Here is a 19,764-nt window from a genome sequence, read left to right as displayed (position 1 = left end):
CACGCGCTTTTGCCCCCAAGGCCACAGCAGGTTTCTGAAAACATCCATAGTCAGACATGGGTATTCCGGCAGCCAATTAACACCCCATGCGCGCGGCCTGTGTTTTGGCGCCCGCGCGGATTTGCCAAAAGCGGTTCAGCTTGGCATACAGCAACACTAGGTTTTGCCTGTGCAATGAAGGGACAGCTGAATGCGGATTTTGTTCACTGGGGGGTCTGGCAAGGCAGGCCGTCACGCTGTGGCCCACCTGCTGGCGCGGGGGCACCGCGTGCTGAATGTCGATCTTGTGCCACTGGCGCTGGACGGAGTTGATAACCGGATCGCCGACATCACCGATGCGGGCCAGATGTTCGATGTCATGTCAAGCTATGCAGGCTTCGACGAACTGGATGCAGGAACAGGGGTTCCGCGGTTCGATGCGGTGGTGCATTTCGCCGCCGTTCCACGCATCTTGTTGAAAAGCGACAATGAATGTTTCCGCGTCAACACGCTTGGCACCTATAACGTCATCGATGCCGCGCTGAAATTTGGCGTGCGCAAAGTCATCTTCGCCTCGTCCGAGACGACATATGGCGTGTGCTTCGCCGATGGCATGCGCCAGCCCGACTACCTGCCCCTGGACGAAGGGCACCCGACAGTGCCCGAAGACAGCTATGCCATGTCCAAAGTCGTGAACGAGGCGACGGCGCAGTGTTTCCAGCGCCGCAGTGGCGCAGATATCTACGGCTTGCGGATCAACAATGTCATGGAGCCTGAAGACTATGCAGCGCAGTTCCCCGCCTTCCTGAAAGACCCGTCTTTGCGGCGGCGGAATTTTTTTGCCTATATCGACGCGCGCGACCTTGGGCATATGGTAGACCGCTGTCTGCATGTGGACGGGTTGGGGTTTCAGGTGTTCAACGCCGCCAATGACACCCATTCTGTGGACAAGACAACAGCGCAGCTGATCGCGGCGTTCTATCCAGATGTGCCCATCACCCGCGAAATGGGCACGCAAGAGACATTTTATTCCAACACCAAGGCGAAAGCCATGCTGGGGTTCACGCCCCAATATGACTGGCGCACCATTCTGGGCATATAAAACGCAAGCCATTGCAGCCTGACCACCGCTGACAGGGGCCAGCACAGGTCACGCCCGCGTGAGGGCAAGTGCCATTGGGGAACCCCCGCCCGTCTGGCGCATTGAGGTTTCATAAAGCAATGAGAAAGGATCTTGCTTATGGAAACCTTGCCCCTGATTGCCGTTTTGTCCCTTTTCACACTGGGGTGTGTCATCGTGTTTGCAGTGCTCAGCAAACGCAAAACCGAAAAACGCCGGCACAACCCCGCAGTTGCGAAATCTTCGCTTGCGACCGACAGCCGCGGCAAGGGCGCTGTCGAAGCGATGGACGACAAGTAACCCTACCACCCCCCCCCATCTTGACCCCCCGCCCCGAACGGCTGACCGTTCGGGGCGGGCTGACGTGGCGTAACGGGGCTATGCCGCCCTTGCGCTTGGCGCAATAACATCCATATACCATCCATACAGATGGTTTATGGATGCAAGAAATGGCAAAGACAGCAACAAAAATACCCGAGTCCGAGAAGATTACCATCAATATCGGCCATGTCGATCTGGGACAGGTTGAATTGCTGGTGCAGGAAGGGTTCTATTCCAACCGCAGCGATTTCATCCGCACAGCCATCCGCAACCAGATTGACCGGCACGCCGAAACCGTGCGCCAGATCATCATTCGCAAAAGCGTGGATCTGGGCCTGCGGCGGATCACCCATGCCGAACTGACCGCCGCAAAGGACGCGGGCCAGATGCTGGATATCCGCGCGCTTGGCCTTGTCGTCATCGCACCCGACGTCACCCCCGAACTGGCCCGAGAGACGATCTCTGCGCTGTCCGTTCTGGGCACATTGCAAGCTGATGATGCGCTCAAGGCAGCCCTGTCAGACCGCATCAGCTGACCCCCCAAACTTGAAAGCACCTTATGGATACGCCCTTCAGCCGCGGCATGGCCCGCGCCACCGAACTGACCCAAGCTGGCAAACTGGATGAAGCGACCGCCCTGATCCAGTCGCTTTTAAGCGGCGCTCAGGCGCCAGAGACACGAAACCCCGACACAGGTGCACTGGAAGGCACCTTCACCCGTCTGGGTGACAGCCCCGCGCAGCCCCACCCCACCGCCAAGAAGATGCGCGAAAGCTTGGGTGAAACACTGCGCAACATCGCAGCGGGCGGAATGCCCGGGCATAGCATGGGCACACCCGCCCCCCTTGACCTGCCAGATGGGGCGCAATTCCTGTCGCTGTCGCATCGCGGCGCGCATGGAACCCGCGCGTATCGGCTGTATATTCCCGCCGCCACCGCGCCCGACCCCATGCCGCTGGTCGTCATGCTGCATGGCTGCACCCAGTCGCCCGAAGATTTCGCCCTTGGCACCGGCATGAATGCCTTGGCCGAGGAGTTTGGCTGCATCATCGCCTATCCCGCACAGCCCCAAGGGGCGAATGCGCAGAAATGCTGGAACTGGTTTCGGCCCGAAGATCAGGGCAAGGGGCGGGGTGAACCCGCGCTGATTGCCGGTATCATCGCCGATATTCTGCGCGACCACCCCACAGATCCGGCGCGCGTCTATGCGGCGGGGCTGTCGGCGGGCGGGGCGGCTGCGGCCATCATGGGCGCGGCCTATCCTGACCTGCTTGCCGCCATTGGTGTGCATTCAGGCCTGCCGGTCGGGGGCGCGCAGGATGTGCCGCAAGCCTTTGCCGCCATGCGCAGCGGGGCAAGTGGCGGGGGCCGCAGCTTGGGGGTTCCGGCGATTGTGTTCCACGGGCTGGCCGACGCCACAGTTCACCCTGACAACGGCAAGGCCGTCACAGGACAAGCCCTGCGCGCCCATTCCGGCCTAAGCGAAAAGCGCGTGTCCGGCACATCTGGCGGGGGGCGGGTATACCGCCAAACCCTTTATGCGACGGCCAGCGGGCAGAGCATGGCAGAGCATTGGGAAATTGAAGGCGCAGGCCACGCATGGGCAGGCGGCGCATCGGGCGGCAGCTATACCGACCCCACAGGCCCCAACGCCTCGCGCGAGATGTTGCGCTTCTTCTTGCAACACAGGCAGGGCTAACGCGCGGCCCGCGCAGTTTGCCTGCCTTGTGGAACAAAACCCGCGGGGCAGGCATTACAGGGGTGAAGCTTCACCAGTCGCACAAGGGCACACGGATCATGGGCATTCTCTGGACCCATCGCACCAGCGGCCGCGATGCGCGCGCTGTTCAGGGTTAAAGGCACATGCGGATATGACCAGCCCTTTGCGCCCACCAGCCCACACACCCCTGTCGGGGCCAGCCTATAGGGCAGACAATGGCTGATGCGGTCCTGTTTGACAGCTGGGCGGGCATGGCCCGCGTGGCCATTGTGGGCCTGCTGGCCTATGCAATCCTTATCCTGATGCTGCGCATTTCCGGCAAACGCACGCTTAGCAAGATGAATGCGTTTGATCTGGTGGTGACAGTCGCGCTTGGCTCTACACTCGCCACAGTGCTTTTGAACGCGGATATTCCGCTGGCCGAGGGGATTCTGGCGCTGGCGCTGCTGATTGCGCTGCAATATGTCATCACATGGCTGTCGGTCCGGTCAGAGTGGTTCGAGCATTTCATCAAATCCGAACCCACGCTGCTGGTGCATCAGGGCCGTTTCCTTGACAAAGCCATGCGCAAACAACGCGTCACGCGCGAAGAGATTGGCGCGGTTCTGCGCGCGAATGGCAAGATAGACATCGCACAGGTTCAATACATCGTGCTGGAAACTGACGGGACGATGACTGTGGTGCCCTTGTCCTGATGGCCCCTTACCCAGTGGGCGCCAAGGTCAGGGGTTTGGTGTCGGGGCGGGTTTCCAGCATCTTGCGCAGGGCATCGCTGTCGCGCGCGCCCTTCACTTCATCCGTCCAGACCCAGAACGATTTCAGATCATACGCCCCGAAAGACGTAATCATCGCGCCATCCGCCGCATCGCGCCCGCGCACCATCAGCACACGCCCGATGCGCGGCTCGTTATAGCGGGCGTCAAACGTATACCACTGCCCGCCCAGATAGGCTTCAAACCATGCACAGAAATCGCCGGGGCCGGAATAGGGCACACCGACATCGCCCAGATAGCCGCTGGCATAGCGGGCGGGAATGTTCATCGCGCGGCACAGGGCAATGGCAAGATGCGCGAAATCGCGGCAAACGCCGGTCTTTTCGCGCTGCGCATCGCCTGCGGTTTTGGTTGACCGCCCGAACCCGTAGCCAAAGGTCAGGTGGTTATGGACATGGTTGCAGATGGCTTGCACCCGCGCCCAACCGGGATCGGTATGGCCAAACAGCGCCAACGCTTCGGGGGCAAGGATGTCGGAATCGCAATACCGGCTGGCAGTCAGGAATTGCAGCGCCTCGGGGGGCAGGTCGATAATGTCATGCTGCTGTGCGTTCCAGTCGAAGATATCGGGCTTGCCATCCACCTCGACAATGCAATCAGACCACAGCTTCAGCGGCCCTGCTGGTGCTTTCAGCCGCGTCAGCCGGTTGCCGAAACTGTCAAGGAATGTCTCCAGCGGCAGGTCAGGCTCTGCCTGCACAGCCGAAGACCCGATAACCCGCCCCTCGAAACTGGAATGCGGCGAGAGCGCAAGGATCAGAACTGTATCTGCCTTGCTCTCGATGACGATTTCGTAGCCGATGCGAATGAACATTGCCGCCTTTCCAGAAGTGACATAGTGTTTTCCTGTGACCCAGCGCGGTGCCGGTCTTGCGACCGTCATCTTGTGCACCCTTCCGCCAATGCAGGCGAGTGAAAGGATACGGCCATCCGAACCCTGCGCATCTTGCACCGTACGCGATACAGCTATGACCGCCCGGTGACCTTTGGCGAACACCGCCTGATGATCCGTCCCCGCGACGGGCATGACATGCGCATTCTGGATTCCAGCCTGACTGTTGCACCGCGTGCCGATGTGCATTGGGCCTTCGATACGTTTGGTAACTCGGTCGCGCTGCTTTCGTTCCACGATTCCGCGAATGAACTGCTGATCGAAAGCGAACTTTTGCTGCGCCGCTACGGGCTGGATGAACCGCTTGCGCGGATTGCGCGGTTCACAGGGGCTTATCCTGTCGAATACAGCCCCGATGAACAGATCGACCTTGGCCCCTATCTGACCCCTGACCAACCGCTTGACCAACAGGCCGTGGCCGCGTGGGTGGCGCAGGCCATCCCGCAGCTTCCCAATGGCACCATGCAGGTTCTGGGCGCGCTAAGCAGCGCGATCCACAGCCGCTTTGCCTATGCCCGCCGCGAGGCAGAAGGGGTCCAGACCCCTGCGCAGACGATCCGGCAGGGCAGCGGCACATGCCGCGACTTTGCCCTGCTGTTCATGGATGCCGCGCGCGCGCTTGGCTTTGCCGCAAGGTTTGTGACAGGCTACCTGCATGACGAAATCGCAGACAGCGCTTCGGGCGAGGATATGACCGGCGGCGGGGCCACGCATGCTTGGGCAGATGTGTTTGTTCCCGGCGCAGGTTGGGTCGAGTTCGACCCGACCAACCGGATCATTGCCAGCCGGAACCTGATCCGCGTGGCAACAACCCGCAGGCCGTCGCAAGCCTTGCCCGTGCGGGGCACCTTCGCGCATGAGGGCGCGAAACTGCTGGCAATGGATGTTCTGGTCAGCGTGACCAATACCCCTGCCTGACCCCGCCCCGGCGCAATTCTCCCCAAGCTTTTGGCGGCACAGGGGCTTTTGCAGTCAGATCCGCTGTGACAGGCTGCGCTGCATACCCCTGTCCGGCGCGGCAGATACACGCACCGCGCGCCGCTTCAGTTCTGCCCGCGTTCGGCGCAGCGCGGAAAACAGCCGTGCAAACCCGCAATTCTGATCTGCTGAGCCAGCCCCCTGCCGCCACGGGCCAAGCCCCATCACATTGCGCAGCGCGGCCACTCTTGCCGCTTCGCATGACACTTCCAGCATTTGCGCAAGCTGTTGCAGCTCTGCCAAAGTGGCAATGCGCAGATTTGCGCCTTGGGCGGCGTGCAACAGCGCTGACACAGTTGGTGCCGGATTGGCTGGTCTGGTTTTACCATGTTCCAAGAGAGCCTCCATTCAGCTGTCACCCCGAAGCGCTGTCAAGCCCAGCGCCCATTTCAGGGTGGCGGGGGGTGCGCAGGGTGTGCAAGGGATGGTCTGGCAGAAGGGCATCATCATCGGTGATCATCCGCGACAGCGTGGCCCTGCCACGGCTGACACGGCTTTTGATCGTGCCGACAGTGCAGCCACAGGCCTCAGCCGCTTCCAGCTGCGAGAACCCGTAAGCGCCCATCAGCACCAGCGGGCGGCGCTGGGTGTCTGGCAGGGTCGCCACAGCCGAAATCAGTTCTTTCAACGCCAGAACATGATCCTGCCTTGGTTCCTCGAACTGGGCACGGGCGCAGGCACCATCGACATCTTCAACCTCGCGGCGGAATTTGCGCAGGTCGGACAGGAATGTGTTGCGCAGAATGGTAAACAGCCATGCGCGCAGGTTGCTTTCGGGTCTGTAGCTGTCACGCTTGGCCCAGGCTTTCAGAAACGTGGCCTGCACCAGATCTTCGGCGCGGTGTTTGTTGCCTGTCAGTTTCAGCGCGCGAAGGCGCAGGCAATGGGCTTGCTGCGGCAGCAGGGTATGAAAAGGGTGGTTATCCGTCATGGCAGTCATGTTCTCGCTTCCTGCTAATTGCTGGCATGCCTGCCCACCGCCCATAGGCGTGCATCCCGATGGCGGGGCTGGCATGTCGCTAAGTGAGTGATCGCCTATGAAAGGCGCAGGCTACGCGTCAGGCCGCGGCGGCTGCGTTCAGGCGTTTTTCTGCAAGTTTGGACAGGGCCTTGTCGGCGCCATATTCCTGATCGAGGGTTTCTTTCAAAAGCCCTGCCGCCTTGGTCTGGCCAAGCTGTTTGGCCCAAGCCACCAATGTGCCGTAGCGGGCAATTTCATAGTGCTCGACCGCTTGCGCAAGCGAGATGATCGCAGCATCCATCACCTCGGGGTCGCTGATATCGGCCATCAGCCCCTCTGCCTCTTCCAGCAGCCCGACCATTGCGTCGCATTTCGCACCGCGCGCGGGCTTGCCAAGCCCTTCAAACACATCTTCCAGTCGCAAGATGTGGTCTTCGGTTTCATCGCGGTGCGACGACAAGGCTGCTTTCAGCTTGGTATCGGTCGCCTTGCGTTCCATCTTTGGCAAAGCCTTCAGGATTTTGCGTTCGGCATACAGCACATCCTTGAGGGTGTGCAGAAACAGGTCATCCAGCGTTTCGATCGTCATTTTGTCGCTCCTGTAAACTATGGGTGTGTGTTTGCACGGGGGCGCGCGGCGATTGCGCAGGAATAGACGCCGCTTGAGCGGGTCAGCCGGGCTGCATGCGCAAGCCCGTTTGCTGGTCGCGGTCATCGGGGCCATTGGTCTGGGGGTCGGGCGCGGTCAGGTGGTCTGTGTCCAACAGGTCCATTCCGCGCAAGAATTCGTTCAGGGTCGATATCTGGCGGTTCTGAAACCGCACTGCACTGGCTTTGTGTTGATGCGACAGTTCACTTGCGCGCCGGGACAGATGCGCCTCATATGCCTCGGTCAGCATGCGGATAAATAGCGTCGATTGGTTTTCATAGTGCATGTCGTCTTCCTTTCGTCTTTGGGTCTGTCAGTGGTCGAGCATTCGGCGCACCGCAAAGCAGTGCCGCGTTGAGGCCCCCACAAAAGCACGCACGATCGCGCCCTTGCCCCCAAGCGCTGCGCCAAAGCGGATCAGAAAACACAATAGTGCTGGCGCCATTGCACCGTGTCAGCGCAAACCGATAAAGCTGAGTAATGCGATGACGATGACAACAGCACCGACGATGTAGATGATCTGGTTCAAAAGAGTCTCCCTTCATGGTTCGCACTGATACAGGCGCTTTTGCACAGCGCCCGACAGTTCAGGTTTCAGCCATCTGCTCGCGGGTCGCCGCAGCCACAGGCAATTCGGCGGCCCACAGAGATTTCTGGACAGTCAGGTTTTTACAGGGTCACACTGCAGATACTCTTGGAGGAGGAAGCTCCCCTTCTGCGTCTTCCCAGTTCCGGCTGCCAAGTTTTCTCAACACACACGGGGCACATTACACATCGTGATTCGACACTACGGGTTGGGGGGGTGACGAAATAGAATCGGAATCTACTCATAAATTAGTTATGTGTGAAATTTCGCCTATAGAGCGATCGTTTATGTTAAATCATTCATACTTGATCCGAAAATTCTGTTAGAATGCAAAAACAATTGCGTGGGACGCTGACACAACGCAGTGACCGCACTTAAGGCGGGCTGCGCAACCCAACCCTCGTCGGAGATGCCCATGTCGGATAATAGCCGGTCAACTGGTGTGCCTGTCATCGCCATCGGGGCCTCTGCCGGGGGGTTGGAAGCATGTCGTGCGCTATTGAAAGACCTGCCTAAAGGCATGACTGCCGCATTCATCCTTGTGCTGCATCTGGACCCCTCGCATGACAGCATGATGGTTAATCTGCTGGCCGATCACACCAGCCTGAAAGTGGTGCAGGCCAAAGATGGCATGGCATTGCGGCCCGGCCACCTGCATGTCATCCCGCCCGGCGTTTTCCTGACTGTCGCGCAAAACTGTTTGCACCTGTCCACGCCCGAAGATGGACAGGCCGTGCGGATGCCGTTTGATGTGCTTTTGCGCTCTCTCGCACAGGATGCGGGCGCGCGCGCAGGCTGTATCGTGTTGTCGGGAACCGGCACAGATGGCACCAAGGGCAGCGCCGAAATACATGCAGCAGGCGGCCTTGTGATTGCGCAAGACCCTGATGAGGCCAGCTATTCCGGCATGCCACAAAGCGCGGTTTCGGCGGGCCATGTCGCACATGCCCTGCCGATTGGCCAGATGGGCGCGGCGGTACAGGACTTTCTGGACGATACCGCCACAGGCGCGCATCCGGTGCCGGACAAGGCCGCCACGCAGCCCCTGCCCCCCAGCACAGACCGCTATGACAATATCTTGGCCTACCTTAGCAAATACGCCGCGCAAGATCTCTCCCTCTACAAGCGCGGCACGCTGGAACGGCGCATCGCGCGCCGGATGGGCCTTGTTGGGCTTGGTCTGGGGGAAATGGCCCGCTACCTTGGCATGCTGCAAGCAGATGCCGAGGAACGCGCCCAGCTTGCAGCCGATCTGCTGATCCATGTCACCAGCTTTTTCCGCGACAAACCCGTGTTCACGCATCTTGCCACCAAGGCAATTCCCGATCTTGTCCGCGACTTGCCCGAAGGGCGCCCGTTGCGTGTCTGGGTTGCCGGATGCAGCACCGGAGAAGAGGCGTATAGCATCGCCATCTTGTGCCTGGAGGCGATGGAGGCGGCCAAATCCGATGCGCAGTTGCAGATTCTTGCCTCGGATATCGACCCCGAAGCCATTGCAGCGGCACGCACGGGCTTCTACCCCAAAGAGATCGAGGCCGACATCTCGCCCGAACGTCTGAAGCGGTTTTTTGTCCCCGAAAAGGGCGGCTACCGCGTAACGCTGGCCCTGCGCGATGTGATCGTTTTCACTGTGGCCGATCTGTTGTCGGACCCGCCCTTTTCCAAGATTGATCTGGTCTCGTGCCGCAATGTGCTGATCTATCTGGGGCCAGAGGCACAAAAACGCGTGATTGCGCGCTGCTGCTTTGCCTTGCGCCCGCGCGGGTTGTTGTTGTTGGGAACAGCCGAGATGCCGGGTGAAAGTGACGGATGTTTCGCGTCCGAAGATAAAGATGCCCGCTTGTGGCGCCGGATCGGGCACAGCCACCCTGCGGATTTGCAATTCTCCCCACCCAAGCACGAAGAAGCCGCATCCGCGCCGGTATCGGCCTCTGGGCGCAACACGGCGCTGGCCGATCTGTGCCGCCGCATTGTGCTGGAACATCATGCCCCCGCAGCGGTGTTGCTGAACCAGAAGCTGGAAGTCCTCTATGTGCTTGGCCCGACAGAAAAATACCTGACACTTACCCAAGGCCATCCGGATACAGGTGTCATCGGAATGCTGCCCAAAGTGCTGCGCGCGCGGGTGCGCAATGCGGCAGCCACCTGCACCAAGGACAATCCGCGTGTCACCGTGTCGGGCGGGCGCGTATCGGGTGCGGCCAGCTTTGACATAACCCTGCATGCCATCTCGACAGAGGCAGAACCGATGCTGCTGGCCTGTTTCATCGACACCCCCGCCGCGCCTAGCCAACCACCCTCTGCCGATGCCACCGCGCAGGCCGTTGAAGACCGCATCGCAACGCTAGAGGCGGAACTTGACGCGACGCGGCGCGACCTGTCCGATGCGCTGCGCGATCTGGAACACGAGGTTGAAGCGCATGCCGTTGATACCGCCGAATCGCTGTCGGTGAATGAGGAGTTTCAGTCCACCAACGAAGAATTGCTGGCCTCGAAAGAAGAGCTGCAATCACTGAACGAGGAACTGAACGCCCTTAACAGCCAGCTACAGGAAACGCTGGAGCGGCACCGCACCACAGCAGATGACCTGCAGAATGTGCTGTACAGCACCGATGTTGCCACGCTGTTTCTTGACCTTGACCTGAACATCCGCTTTTTCACACCTGCTGCGCGCGCGATCTTTCGCGTTATCCCCACAGATGTGGGCCGCCCGCTGGCGGACCTTGCCTCTGTCTCGAAAGATGACAATCTGGCGCAGGATGCGATGGATGTGCTTGCCTCTTCTGAACCGAAAGAGCGCGAGATCGAAAGCAGCGACAGCACATGGTTTCTGCGCCGCATCCAGCCCTACCGCGCCGAAGGCGGGCGCGTGGAAGGCGTTGTCATCACCTATGTCGATATCACCGAACGCAAGCGCACCAATGCGGCGCTGGTCACCATCATGCGCGAGGCAGACCGCGCAACCAAGGCGAAATCAAGGTTTCTGGCTGCGGCCAGCCATGACTTGCGCCAACCCCTGCAATCTCTGGCGCTGCTGCACAAGCTGCAAGCGCGGCACAAACCCTCGACCAAAGGCGCGCGACTGGCCGCTTTGCTGGATCAGACGCTGAATTCCATGACAGCGATGCTGGATTCCATGCTCGATGTGAACCGCATCCAGAACGGGATCGTCCAGCCAGAGATGCGCCCTGTTTCCACAGCGCCGATGATGAAGCGCCTGACCGAAGAATTTGAACCCTATTGCAGCCTGAAGGGGCTGCAACTGCGGTGGGTGCCGTGCAAAACTCTGGTGCAGACTGACCCGCAGTTACTGGAACAGATTTTGCGAAACCTTCTGTCCAATGCTGTGAAATACACCCCCTCTGGCAAAATCCTGATGGGATGCAAGCGTCACGGCGATGCGCTGCGAATTTATGTCTGCGACACTGGCATAGGCATTGCAAAGTCTGAAACAGAAGCAATTTTTGACGCCTATCATCAGGTCGAAATCACAACCGCGCTGGAAGATCGCGGCCTGGGGTTGGGCCTGTCGATTGTGCAAAGGCTGGCGCGGCTGATGGACCACCCGATCAGCGTGCGCTCGACCTTGGGCAAGGGATCAACGTTTACGATAAATGTGCCGCTTGCCGCCAAGGGGGCAGAGGCAGAACCGGCGCTGAATGCCGGATCAGCCCAAAGCGATGCGCAGTCCAAACCACAGACCGGCACCATTCTTGTGGTCGATGATGAAGCGCGCCTGCGCGACCTGCTGTCCGAAGTCCTGTCGGCAGAAGGGCATAAAGTCATTGCCAAAGCGACCCCGAAAGAGGCCTTGGCCTGGTCCCGCCAGAACTGCATCCTGCCCGATATTCTGCTGACGGATTTCGACTTTCGCAGCAGTATAAGCGGGTTGGAGCTTGCGCAGGATCTGATGCGCATCTGGGGTATTTCTGTGCCCACCCTTATTCTGACAGGGGATATCACCTCTGTTACGGCGCAAAATATCTCTGACTCCGGCTTTCGGCACCTTGTCAAACCCGTCGCCCCGGAAATACTGACACGGCTGATTTCAGATATCATAACAAAAACCCGCTCCGAAAAGGCAACCGAACTCCAAACCCCAGAGGTACGCGGCACAACTGTGCATCTGGTCGATGACGACCCGATGATCCGCGAAACCATGCGCCGCCTGTTCGAGGCCGAGGGCTGGAAGGTCGTCACCTATGCTTCGGCTGAGGATTTTCTGGAAACACCCCAACCGGAAAAGGCCGCCTGCCTGCTGGTTGACAACCACTTGCCCGGCATGGACGGGATCACCCTGATCGAGCAGCTGCGCGCGCGCAACTCCTACCTGCCTATGGTCATGATGACCGGACATGGCGATGCCGCATTGGCTGTGGCCGCGCTGAAAGCCGGCGCGTCGGACCTGATCGAAAAACCCGCAAGTGCTGCAGAATTGCTGGGCAGCGTGCGGCAGGCGATGGTCACAGCCAAAGGCGGGCGGGCCTTGGCGGGCGCGCGCGAAGTTGCGCAGCAGCGCTTCGCCGAGCTGACCACGAGAGAGCGCGATGTTCTGGCGCGCGTGCTGGAAGGGGCACCCAACAAGATCATTGCCGCCGATCTGGGGATCAACCAGCGCACGGTCGAGAACCACCGCGCCTCGGTCATGCGCAAAACCGGCGCGACATCGCTGCCCGACCTTGTGCGCCTTGCACTGGCGGCCGATACGCAAGGCGCATAACGCCAAATCGCGTTGCAGCAAATTTCGGAACGCAACAGGGCCAACCGTGTTACTGTGCAGTACGGCTGGTGGCCTTGTGCACCTGCATACCGCTGCCGGCCACTTTTCATACAGGATTTTCCCATGCCCCGCAGTTTCGCGGCCACATTGCGCCGCACCACCCGCATGATGCGCCCCCGCGCACCAACCAAAGCTTTGCGCAAAGTGCAAAAGGCGGTGGCCCTCAGCATGGTCAATGCCGCCTATGCCCCGTTCACCCCACTCAAACAAACACCCGAAAGGGGGCGCAAACCCAAACGGGCGGCGCGCGCCTTGACGGGTGCGAAACGGCATATGCCTGCGCCCGCCTTGGTGCAAGACGCCCAGTATCTGGCACGGCGGCACCGCAGTGTTTCCGGCTCTCGGGGGTACAAGCTGTATCTGCCTGCCAACCAGCCCAGGCAACTCAACGGGCTGATTCTCATGCTGCATGGCTGCAAGCAAACCGCAGATGACTTTGCCGCAGGCACGAATATGAACGCACTGGCCGAAAAACATGGCCTGGTCATTGCCTATCCGGAACAGACCAAACGCTATAACCCGGCGCAGTGCTGGAACTGGTTTAAACTGGCCAACCAGACACGCGGCGCGGGCGAGCCTGCCATTCTGGCAGCCCTGACGCGCAAATTGATGCGAGAGTTCAATCTCGACCGTGATCATACCTTCGTGGCAGGTTTGTCAGCGGGTGGGGCGATGGCCGCCATTCTGGCAGACACCTATCCCGATATTTACGCCGGCGCAGGGGTGCATTCGGGGCTTGCCCGCGGGTCTGCCCGAAATGTGATCTCTGCCATGTCGGCAATGCGGCGCGGGGGCAAGTCCAACCGGCGTGATCCGGCGGCACGCACCAGCGCAAACCCGGCCCACAAGCCCGTGCGCCGGATTATCTTTCACGGCGACAGTGACCGGACAGTTCACCCCGCCAATGCGGCCACCATCGTCACGGCGGCAATCGGCGCAACACCCATGCCCGCAAAAACCAGCACCAGTTCTGTGCGCGGGCGCGATTATGAACGCACCAACTTTGCCGCCACCGAAACCCATGGACCGCTGGAATTATGGATGCTGACCGGCGGGGCGCATGCGTGGTCGGGGGGGCGCAAGGCCGGGTCATATACCGACAGCACAGGGCCAAATGCCTCGGCGCAGATGGTGCGGTTCTTTCTGGGGTGAGTGCGCGGCGCAAGGCTGCAACGGGGAACGGCAGGGGGGCGCGGGCGTTCTTCTAATGTGGCTGGTCGGGGTTTGACACTGCCCATCGCGCGCAAGCTCGCGCGCAGACAGTCCTGACCGAACAAGCCGCATCAGACCCCAAGCAGGGGGCGCCTGCTGCCAGATTCCCCCGTAACCTCGGGGGCAAGGAGATTTCCATGACACAACCAGCAGATACACCGCACGGAACCGGAGTCGGCGGTGCCTTCGGCTTTGTTCGCAACGGATATGACCGCGCGGAAATACACAACATGACTGTATCGGAGGTTGAAGGCGCAACCGTCTATGGCCGCGAGGATGAAGCCATCGGCACCATCTCTTCGCTGAAAATCGGCACAGATGACAAGATCACAGATGCCGTGGTCGATGTCGGCGGCTTTCTTGGCATGGGCGCACATTCCGTGCTGCTGCCCTTCAGCCAGCTAACCATTCTGCGCCGCTCTGACGGGTCGGATACCCGCGTGCATCTGGATACGACAAAAGAAAAGTTGAAAGCCATGCCGCATCACGCTGCCTGACCGCAGGTTTTGCACCACAGGAAAGGCCGCACAATCGCTTGTGCGGCCTTTTGCTGTGCAAAGGTGGTCACCGCAGGCCCGCGCAAGTGGCACGGGCCGCAGCCATGTTACATTCAGTTAGAAGCCGAATAGCGCGGCAATTCCTGAATCTGGTCGCGGGTCGCATCGACATAGATGCGCACATCCGAATAGCCTTCGTCAGACATGATGGTCAGCTCGTCAAAGCCAATCGCGGCCTGACTGCTGCCAATGCCCAGAAACCCGCCAAAATCGATGATGATATTGGTAATGCTTCCGTCCTCATCAAGGATCATGTCATCGACAGTGCCCACATCATTATCGGCCACATCATAGACAGTCTGCCCCATCAGCATCTCGGTTGAGACATCGCGGATTTCGACACGGTTATACCCGTCGCGCTGCATATCGGGCGCAGCAAAGCCGGTGCGGCCTTCGGCATTGGCCTGTGTGTCACGGGTGGCCGCCATCTGGCCGTTTTGGTCCCGCGCGCGGGCTTGTGTATCGCCCGCTTGGCCACCGCGTGTGGTGGTCCGGTCATAGGATGGCGCGTCTTGCAGCATATCTGTTGAAGTATGCAGCATGATATACATCTCCGAGCTGTCCTCGGCGTCAGTGGCGAAACTCACCTGATCCAGTGTCACCGCGACATCATGCTCGCCCATGCCAAGGAAACCACCCACACCAATGACAAGCGCGCGAACTTCGCCGTTATCGGACAACACGATCTCGTTGATCTGGCCGATCTGTTCCATATTCTCCAGATCATTGCGGTTGATCGTGGCCATCCCGCGATTGGCGTCGCCGTTCATGCGCGACGCGTCGTCTTGCGCCTGCTGCTGGTCATCATCGCTGCGGGCCTGCTCGTCTTGTGCGGTTTGCTGAGTGTCCGTCGCGGCCTGATCATCGGCAGCGCCAGTGCCATCGCCTGCACGGCGCGCATAAACCACATGTCCGATCAATTCTGATGCGAAAATATCGGATTGCTGACGCTCGGCCATGAAGCCGGATGTCATGCCGTTCTGGCGCTGGGTGTCAGACTGGGTGGCGGTATCTGTTGACTGTGCCAGCGTGACCGCCGGAAAGCCAAGTGCGACCACAAGGGCCGTGGTTGAAAGTAGCTTGTTCATGTCGAATTCCTCCTACGGGCGCGACGCAGACCGACAGCCGATCGTTTGTGCGCCCAACAAGGTAGAAACGTGGCCCAGCGCCGCGCGTTCCGTTTTACCCCTGCAAATAGGATGGCCGCATCGCGCGGGGCTACTTAGGGGCCGCCATTTGCAGTGCGGCCCCAACGGTATAGCCAGACTGGGGCCACATCGCGGCCTGCGCCGCGCAGTTGCACGCGCAATTCGGCCTGATTGGTGGCCCGAGACGGGATCAGCACAAAACTGGCGCGCAGTTTCGGGCGCGCACCGTCGATGCGGTAAAGCGTTTGGCCCGAAATTTCTGCCCCCTCTGGCTGCGCGATGAACAGGTCCAGATCAGCAGGGTCCGGCAAGCCCCCATCGCCTGCGGCGGCGTAATCAATCACGAATAACCTGCTTGCAGGGTTTTCCGGATTGACGCCTGATGCGCTGTGCACCGCCACCAGCGGGGTTGATTGCGCGGGTGGCATGGCCGCCAGTCCGGCTGGGGCCCAGCGTAGATCATAGGCGAAATGATGCGCGACACCCGGCTGCAAAGGGGCGGCAGGCCGCCAGAACGCCACAATATTGTCGGCATATTCATTTGGCGTAGGGATTTCCAGCAACTGGACGGCCCCCGCGCCCCAATCTCCCAAAGGTTCCACAAAGGCCGAAGGGCGGCGGTGATAGGCCCCTTCTGCATCGCGGAAGGCGGCAAAACTGTCAGGGATTTGCAGCAAACCAAAGCGCCGTGGGCCCGCGTCCTGAAAGGCCGACATCTGGACAGTGTCCGGATTGGCCAGCGGCCGCCACAGCCCCTCGCCCGCGCCATTCTCCATGACCAGCACAGCGCTGTCGTGAACGGCTGGGCGGAAATCGTCAATGCGGGCCGGTCCCATATCGTTATGCTGAAACATCGATGTCAGGGGCGCGATGCCAATATCCGAAACCGTCTCGCGCACAAACAGGTGCAAATCGCAGCGCATCACTGTTGCGGGGCTGTCGGCATTGCCGGGCCGCAAGGACACGATAAATGCCGCCGCTGCGCGCGGGCTGTCGATCAGGCAGCCAAAATGCAACACACCGTCTTGCGTGTCGAAAACCTCGATCTCGCGGGTGACGGGAAATTCCTCGGGGGCGGGGCCGCCCGTGCCCAAGGCAAGCCCGCGCGCAGACAGCCCATAGGCCACATCGCGGGCAAGGGCGCGAAAATAGCTGGCCCCTTGCAACACGATCAAATCATCCAGACGATCCGGCGCATTCAGCGGATAGCGAATGCGCAAGCCGGAATGCCCCAGCCCCGGAAATGGCCCAACGGGTGCGCCCTGCGGAAAATACCGCGCGTCAAACTCGAAACTTCCGGGGTCGAAATCCGTCTGCGCGCGCCGCCCCGGCAAGGAAATCTGTACAGGTGTCGAAAACAGCCAGCCGGGCGGCAGCAGATCCGCCCTGAACCCGCCGCCAATATCCAAACCCGCCGCTGCACCGGCGCGCGGGGTGATCGCGCGATACCTGTCATAATCAAGGCTGTCGAAGGGCGGCGGCAGCGAAGCGGCATCGGTGTCATGGGGCCGTTCGGCCAGCGCACGAGCGCGCAAGATCAGTGCATCTGGGCCTGAAGGGGTCTGGCCTGCCGCCTGTCGCGGAAATGCCCCGAACGCGACCCCGAACGCCGCCAAAGCCGTATGCCCAAGCATGACCCGCCGTTTCATAATGCCCGCCTTTCGTGTTGTGCATCTGCAAGCTGCAAGCAGCATAAACGCATGCGCAGACTTAGCCAGCTTGCCGCGCTAATCAAGCGCAACTGCCCTTGGCTGTGCGCGGCCAAGGCAATGGCACGCACCATCAGGATGGCACACCTGTGGCCCAGATGTTGCCAAAATAGCAAGAATCCCCGTCGCTGACGATTGCGCAGGAACAAACTGGACGCCTGCGACTTATGCGGGGACGGCCAATTCTGATTAGACCTGCTGGTGTGGTCTGGCATCGGCCTGAAAATTATCAGTTCAACGATCACAAAGGGCTTTCAACGATGAACCGCAAACTTACAAGTGCTCTGGTCCTGCAAGCTATGCCCACGGATCGCAAGACAGGCAGCAATGCCGCACCGATTGACCTACAGCATGGGGCCAATGTTATGCCCGCGCGCGGGGTGTCAAAATGATGACTTCAGCACGCAGCATGAAAACGGTTCTGGTGGCAGGCGGGGCAGGGTTTCTGGGGTCGCGGCTGTGTACCAGATTGCTGATGTCTGGCGCCGATGTGATCTGTGTCGACAACCTTCAGACCGGCTATCTGTCGAATATCGACCTGCTGACCGGCCAACCCAACTTCAGCTTTATCAAACATGACATCACCTTCCCTTTAACCCTGCGCAAGCAGGTTGACGAGATTTACAATCTGGCCTGTCCGGCATCGCCGCCCATGTACCAGATTGATCCGATACATACTTTGAAAACCTGTGTTCTGGGCGCATTGAACCTGCTGGACCTTGCGCGTGACAATGGCGCGACGATTCTACAGGCCTCCACCTCCGAGGTTTATGGCGACCCGCTGTTCAGCCCGCAGGCCGAAGGCTACCACGGCAATGTCAATCCTGTCGGCCCCCGCGCCTGCTATGACGAAGGCAAGCGCGCAGCCGAGACATTGTTTCACGATTACAGCCTCCAGCATGGCGTGACAGTCAAAATCGCGCGTATCTTCAACACTTATGGTCCCGGTATGTCCCCGAATGACGGGCGCGTCGTCTCGAATTTTGCAGTTCAGGCATTGCGCGGAGAGCCGATCACAATTTACGGTGACGGGGCGCAGACGCGGTCGTTTTGCTATGTTGACGATCTGCTGGACGGGCTGATCGCGCTGATGGCAACGCCTGATGATGTGAACTACCCTGTCAATCTGGGAAATGACGGCGAATTCACCATCGCGGATCTGGCCAGACTTATCCTGAACAAAACCGGATCGACTTCGAAAATCGTTTACAACCCGATTCCTGTGGATGATCCGCAACAACGCCGCCCCGATCTGGGCTTGGCAAAAATGGTTCTGGGGTGGCAGCCGAAAGTCACGCTGGAAGAGGGGCTGAATGCGACAATCCCGTGGTTTCGCAGCCAGTTGAAGGCCAATAGCCACCGAGCCGAGTCAGCCGCATGACAGGCAAGGTCAACATTCTGGTGACCGGGGGCGCAGGGTTTATCGGCAGCCATACCTGCAAGGCCCTTGCCGCAGCCGGACATAACCCTGTGACCGTCGATAATTTCAGCACCGGACACCCTGACGCGGTGAAATGGGGTCGCCGCATTCATGGCGATATCCGTGACACCGCGCTGATGCGCAACATCCTGACCAGCCACAGAATTGCAGCCGTGATGCATTTTGCGGCCAAAGCCTATGTGGGCGAGTCGGTTGCCGACCCTGCGGTGTATTATGCAAATAATGTCTGTGGCACGATCTCGGTGCTAGAGGCATGCCGACAAGCGGGGATCGGGCATTTTGTGTTTTCTTCCAGCTGCGCCACCTATGGCGTGCCTGACAAGCTGCCGATCACGGAATCCACCGCGCAGCACCCCCTTAGCCCCTATGGCCGGACGAAACGCATCTGTGAACAAATGATTCAAGACCACAGCGCCGCTTACGGGATGCGCCATGTGATCTTGCGCTATTTCAACGCCGCAGGGGCCGACCCTTCGGGCGAGTTGGCAGAGCGGCATGACCCGGAAACGCATCTGATCCCGCTTGCGCTGATGGCGGCCTATGGACAGACCCGCATGTTACAGGTGTTCGGAACGAACTATCCCACACCGGATGGCACTTGTATCCGGGACTATGTCCATGTCAGCGATCTGGCGCGGGCGCATGTTGCGGCCCTTGCCCATCTGTTGCGCGGGGGCGGTGATCTGGCAGTAAATATCGGGTCCGGGCAGGGGCATTCGATCCTTGACATCGTAAACGAGGTGCAGCGCGCCACGGCGCGCAAAATCCCGTTGCGGTTCGGGCCACGGCGCGCAGGCGATCCGCCGGTCATGATTGCCGATGCCAGCTATGCTGCGCGCGCGCTGAACTTTGTCACGACACACTCGGATATTGCCACCATCGTTGCGCATGCCGCGCGGCAATTCCAGACAGGGGCCGTGCATGCAAGCCACGCGTGA

General features: G+C 60.1%; 18 protein-coding genes. 11 read left to right on the top strand and 7 right to left on the bottom strand.

Going from position 1 to position 19,764, the window contains the following annotated elements; translation table 11 throughout:
• The first annotated feature begins 190 nt into the window (after positions 1–190).
• The 5 genes from BG455_RS01375 to BG455_RS01355 all read left to right on the top strand — a co-directional run bounded on the left by BG455_RS01375 (position 191) and on the right by BG455_RS01355 (position 3,835).
• Complete coding sequence (locus BG455_RS01375; RefSeq protein WP_071468141.1) at positions 191–1,081, top strand: NAD-dependent epimerase/dehydratase family protein; 891 nt, start codon at positions 191–193, stop codon at positions 1,079–1,081.
• 138 nt (positions 1,082–1,219) lie between these two features.
• Entirely contained in the window at positions 1,220–1,399 is a 180-nt protein-coding gene (locus BG455_RS01370) for a hypothetical protein (protein WP_071468140.1), read from the top strand.
• A 149-nt stretch (positions 1,400–1,548) separates the two neighbouring features.
• Complete coding sequence (locus BG455_RS01365; protein ID WP_071468139.1) at positions 1,549–1,956, top strand: CopG family transcriptional regulator; 408 nt, start codon at positions 1,549–1,551, stop codon at positions 1,954–1,956.
• A 23-nt stretch (positions 1,957–1,979) separates the two neighbouring features.
• Positions 1,980–3,119, top strand: coding sequence for an extracellular catalytic domain type 1 short-chain-length polyhydroxyalkanoate depolymerase (locus tag BG455_RS01360; protein ID WP_071468138.1), 1,140 nt, complete (start codon positions 1,980–1,982; stop codon positions 3,117–3,119).
• A 236-nt stretch (positions 3,120–3,355) separates the two neighbouring features.
• Positions 3,356–3,835 carry a DUF421 domain-containing protein gene (locus BG455_RS01355; protein WP_071468137.1) on the top strand — a complete coding sequence of 160 codons (480 nt, stop codon included), beginning with the start codon at positions 3,356–3,358 and terminating at the stop codon, positions 3,833–3,835.
• 7 nt (positions 3,836–3,842) lie between these two features.
• Here BG455_RS01355 and BG455_RS01350 read toward each other — a convergent pair whose 3' ends face one another.
• The gene (locus BG455_RS01350) at positions 3,843–4,727 is read right to left on the bottom strand and encodes a transglutaminase-like domain-containing protein (RefSeq protein WP_084386066.1); all 885 of its coding nucleotides are present in this window, start codon (positions 4,725–4,727) and stop codon (positions 3,843–3,845) included.
• A gap of 132 nt (positions 4,728–4,859) precedes the next feature.
• Here BG455_RS01350 and BG455_RS01345 point away from each other — a divergent pair, with 132 nt between their 5' ends.
• Positions 4,860–5,723 carry a transglutaminase family protein gene (locus tag BG455_RS01345; RefSeq protein ID WP_211307050.1) on the top strand — a complete coding sequence of 288 codons (864 nt, stop codon included), beginning with the start codon at positions 4,860–4,862 and terminating at the stop codon, positions 5,721–5,723.
• A 54-nt stretch (positions 5,724–5,777) separates the two neighbouring features.
• Here BG455_RS01345 and BG455_RS01340 read toward each other — a convergent pair whose 3' ends face one another.
• The 4 genes from BG455_RS01340 to BG455_RS01325 all read right to left on the bottom strand — a co-directional run bounded on the left by BG455_RS01340 (position 5,778) and on the right by BG455_RS01325 (position 7,679).
• A complete protein-coding gene (locus BG455_RS01340) occupies positions 5,778–6,131 on the bottom strand; it encodes a hypothetical protein (RefSeq protein WP_170124728.1) in 354 nt (117 codons plus the stop codon).
• Between the two features lie 7 nt (positions 6,132–6,138).
• Complete coding sequence (locus BG455_RS01335) at positions 6,139–6,723, bottom strand: sigma-70 family RNA polymerase sigma factor (protein ID WP_071468134.1); 585 nt, start codon at positions 6,721–6,723, stop codon at positions 6,139–6,141.
• Positions 6,724–6,841: 118 nt separating this feature from the next.
• On the bottom strand, positions 6,842–7,333 hold the full coding sequence (locus BG455_RS01330) for a YciE/YciF ferroxidase family protein (RefSeq protein ID WP_071468133.1): 492 nt from the start codon (positions 7,331–7,333) through the stop codon (positions 6,842–6,844).
• Positions 7,334–7,415: 82 nt separating this feature from the next.
• Entirely contained in the window at positions 7,416–7,679 is a 264-nt protein-coding gene (locus BG455_RS01325; RefSeq protein ID WP_071468132.1) for a hypothetical protein, read from the bottom strand.
• A gap of 664 nt (positions 7,680–8,343) precedes the next feature.
• Here BG455_RS01325 and BG455_RS01320 point away from each other — a divergent pair.
• From BG455_RS01320 to BG455_RS01310, 3 genes are all read left to right on the top strand, one after another.
• A complete protein-coding gene (locus BG455_RS01320) occupies positions 8,344–12,699 on the top strand; it encodes a chemotaxis protein CheB (protein WP_143079858.1) in 4,356 nt (1,451 codons plus the stop codon).
• Between the two features lie 123 nt (positions 12,700–12,822).
• Positions 12,823–13,911, top strand: a complete 1,089-nt coding sequence (locus BG455_RS01315) for an extracellular catalytic domain type 1 short-chain-length polyhydroxyalkanoate depolymerase (RefSeq protein ID WP_071468130.1) — start codon at positions 12,823–12,825, stop codon at positions 13,909–13,911.
• Positions 13,912–14,108: 197 nt separating this feature from the next.
• Entirely contained in the window at positions 14,109–14,468 is a 360-nt protein-coding gene (locus BG455_RS01310) for a PRC-barrel domain-containing protein (protein WP_071468129.1), read from the top strand.
• 113 nt (positions 14,469–14,581) lie between these two features.
• Here the strand turns inward: BG455_RS01310 and BG455_RS01305 are convergent, their stop codons facing one another.
• Positions 14,582–15,616, bottom strand: coding sequence for a PRC-barrel domain-containing protein (locus tag BG455_RS01305; RefSeq protein ID WP_071468128.1), 1,035 nt, complete (start codon positions 15,614–15,616; stop codon positions 14,582–14,584).
• Between the two features lie 134 nt (positions 15,617–15,750).
• Positions 15,751–17,325: an OpgD/OpgG family glucan biosynthesis protein gene (locus BG455_RS01300; protein ID WP_071468127.1), complete on the bottom strand. Its 1,575-nt coding sequence runs from the start codon at positions 17,323–17,325 to the stop codon at positions 15,751–15,753.
• 448 nt (positions 17,326–17,773) lie between these two features.
• On the opposite strand from BG455_RS01300, the gene BG455_RS01295 reads away from it, so the two are divergent.
• Both BG455_RS01295 and galE read left to right on the top strand, forming a co-directional pair.
• Positions 17,774–18,766, top strand: a complete 993-nt coding sequence (locus BG455_RS01295; RefSeq protein ID WP_245735436.1) for a UDP-glucuronic acid decarboxylase family protein — start codon at positions 17,774–17,776, stop codon at positions 18,764–18,766.
• Entirely contained in the window at positions 18,763–19,764 is a 1,002-nt protein-coding gene (galE, locus tag BG455_RS01290; protein WP_071468125.1) for a UDP-glucose 4-epimerase GalE, read from the top strand. Before BG455_RS01295 ends, galE begins: the two co-directional genes overlap by 4 nt.

Source organism: Roseinatronobacter thiooxidans (genome assembly GCF_001870675.1).
GTDB classification, from domain to species: Bacteria; Pseudomonadota; Alphaproteobacteria; order Rhodobacterales; family Rhodobacteraceae; genus Roseinatronobacter; species Roseinatronobacter thiooxidans.
This window is presented reverse-complemented; position numbering and strand designations above follow the sequence as displayed.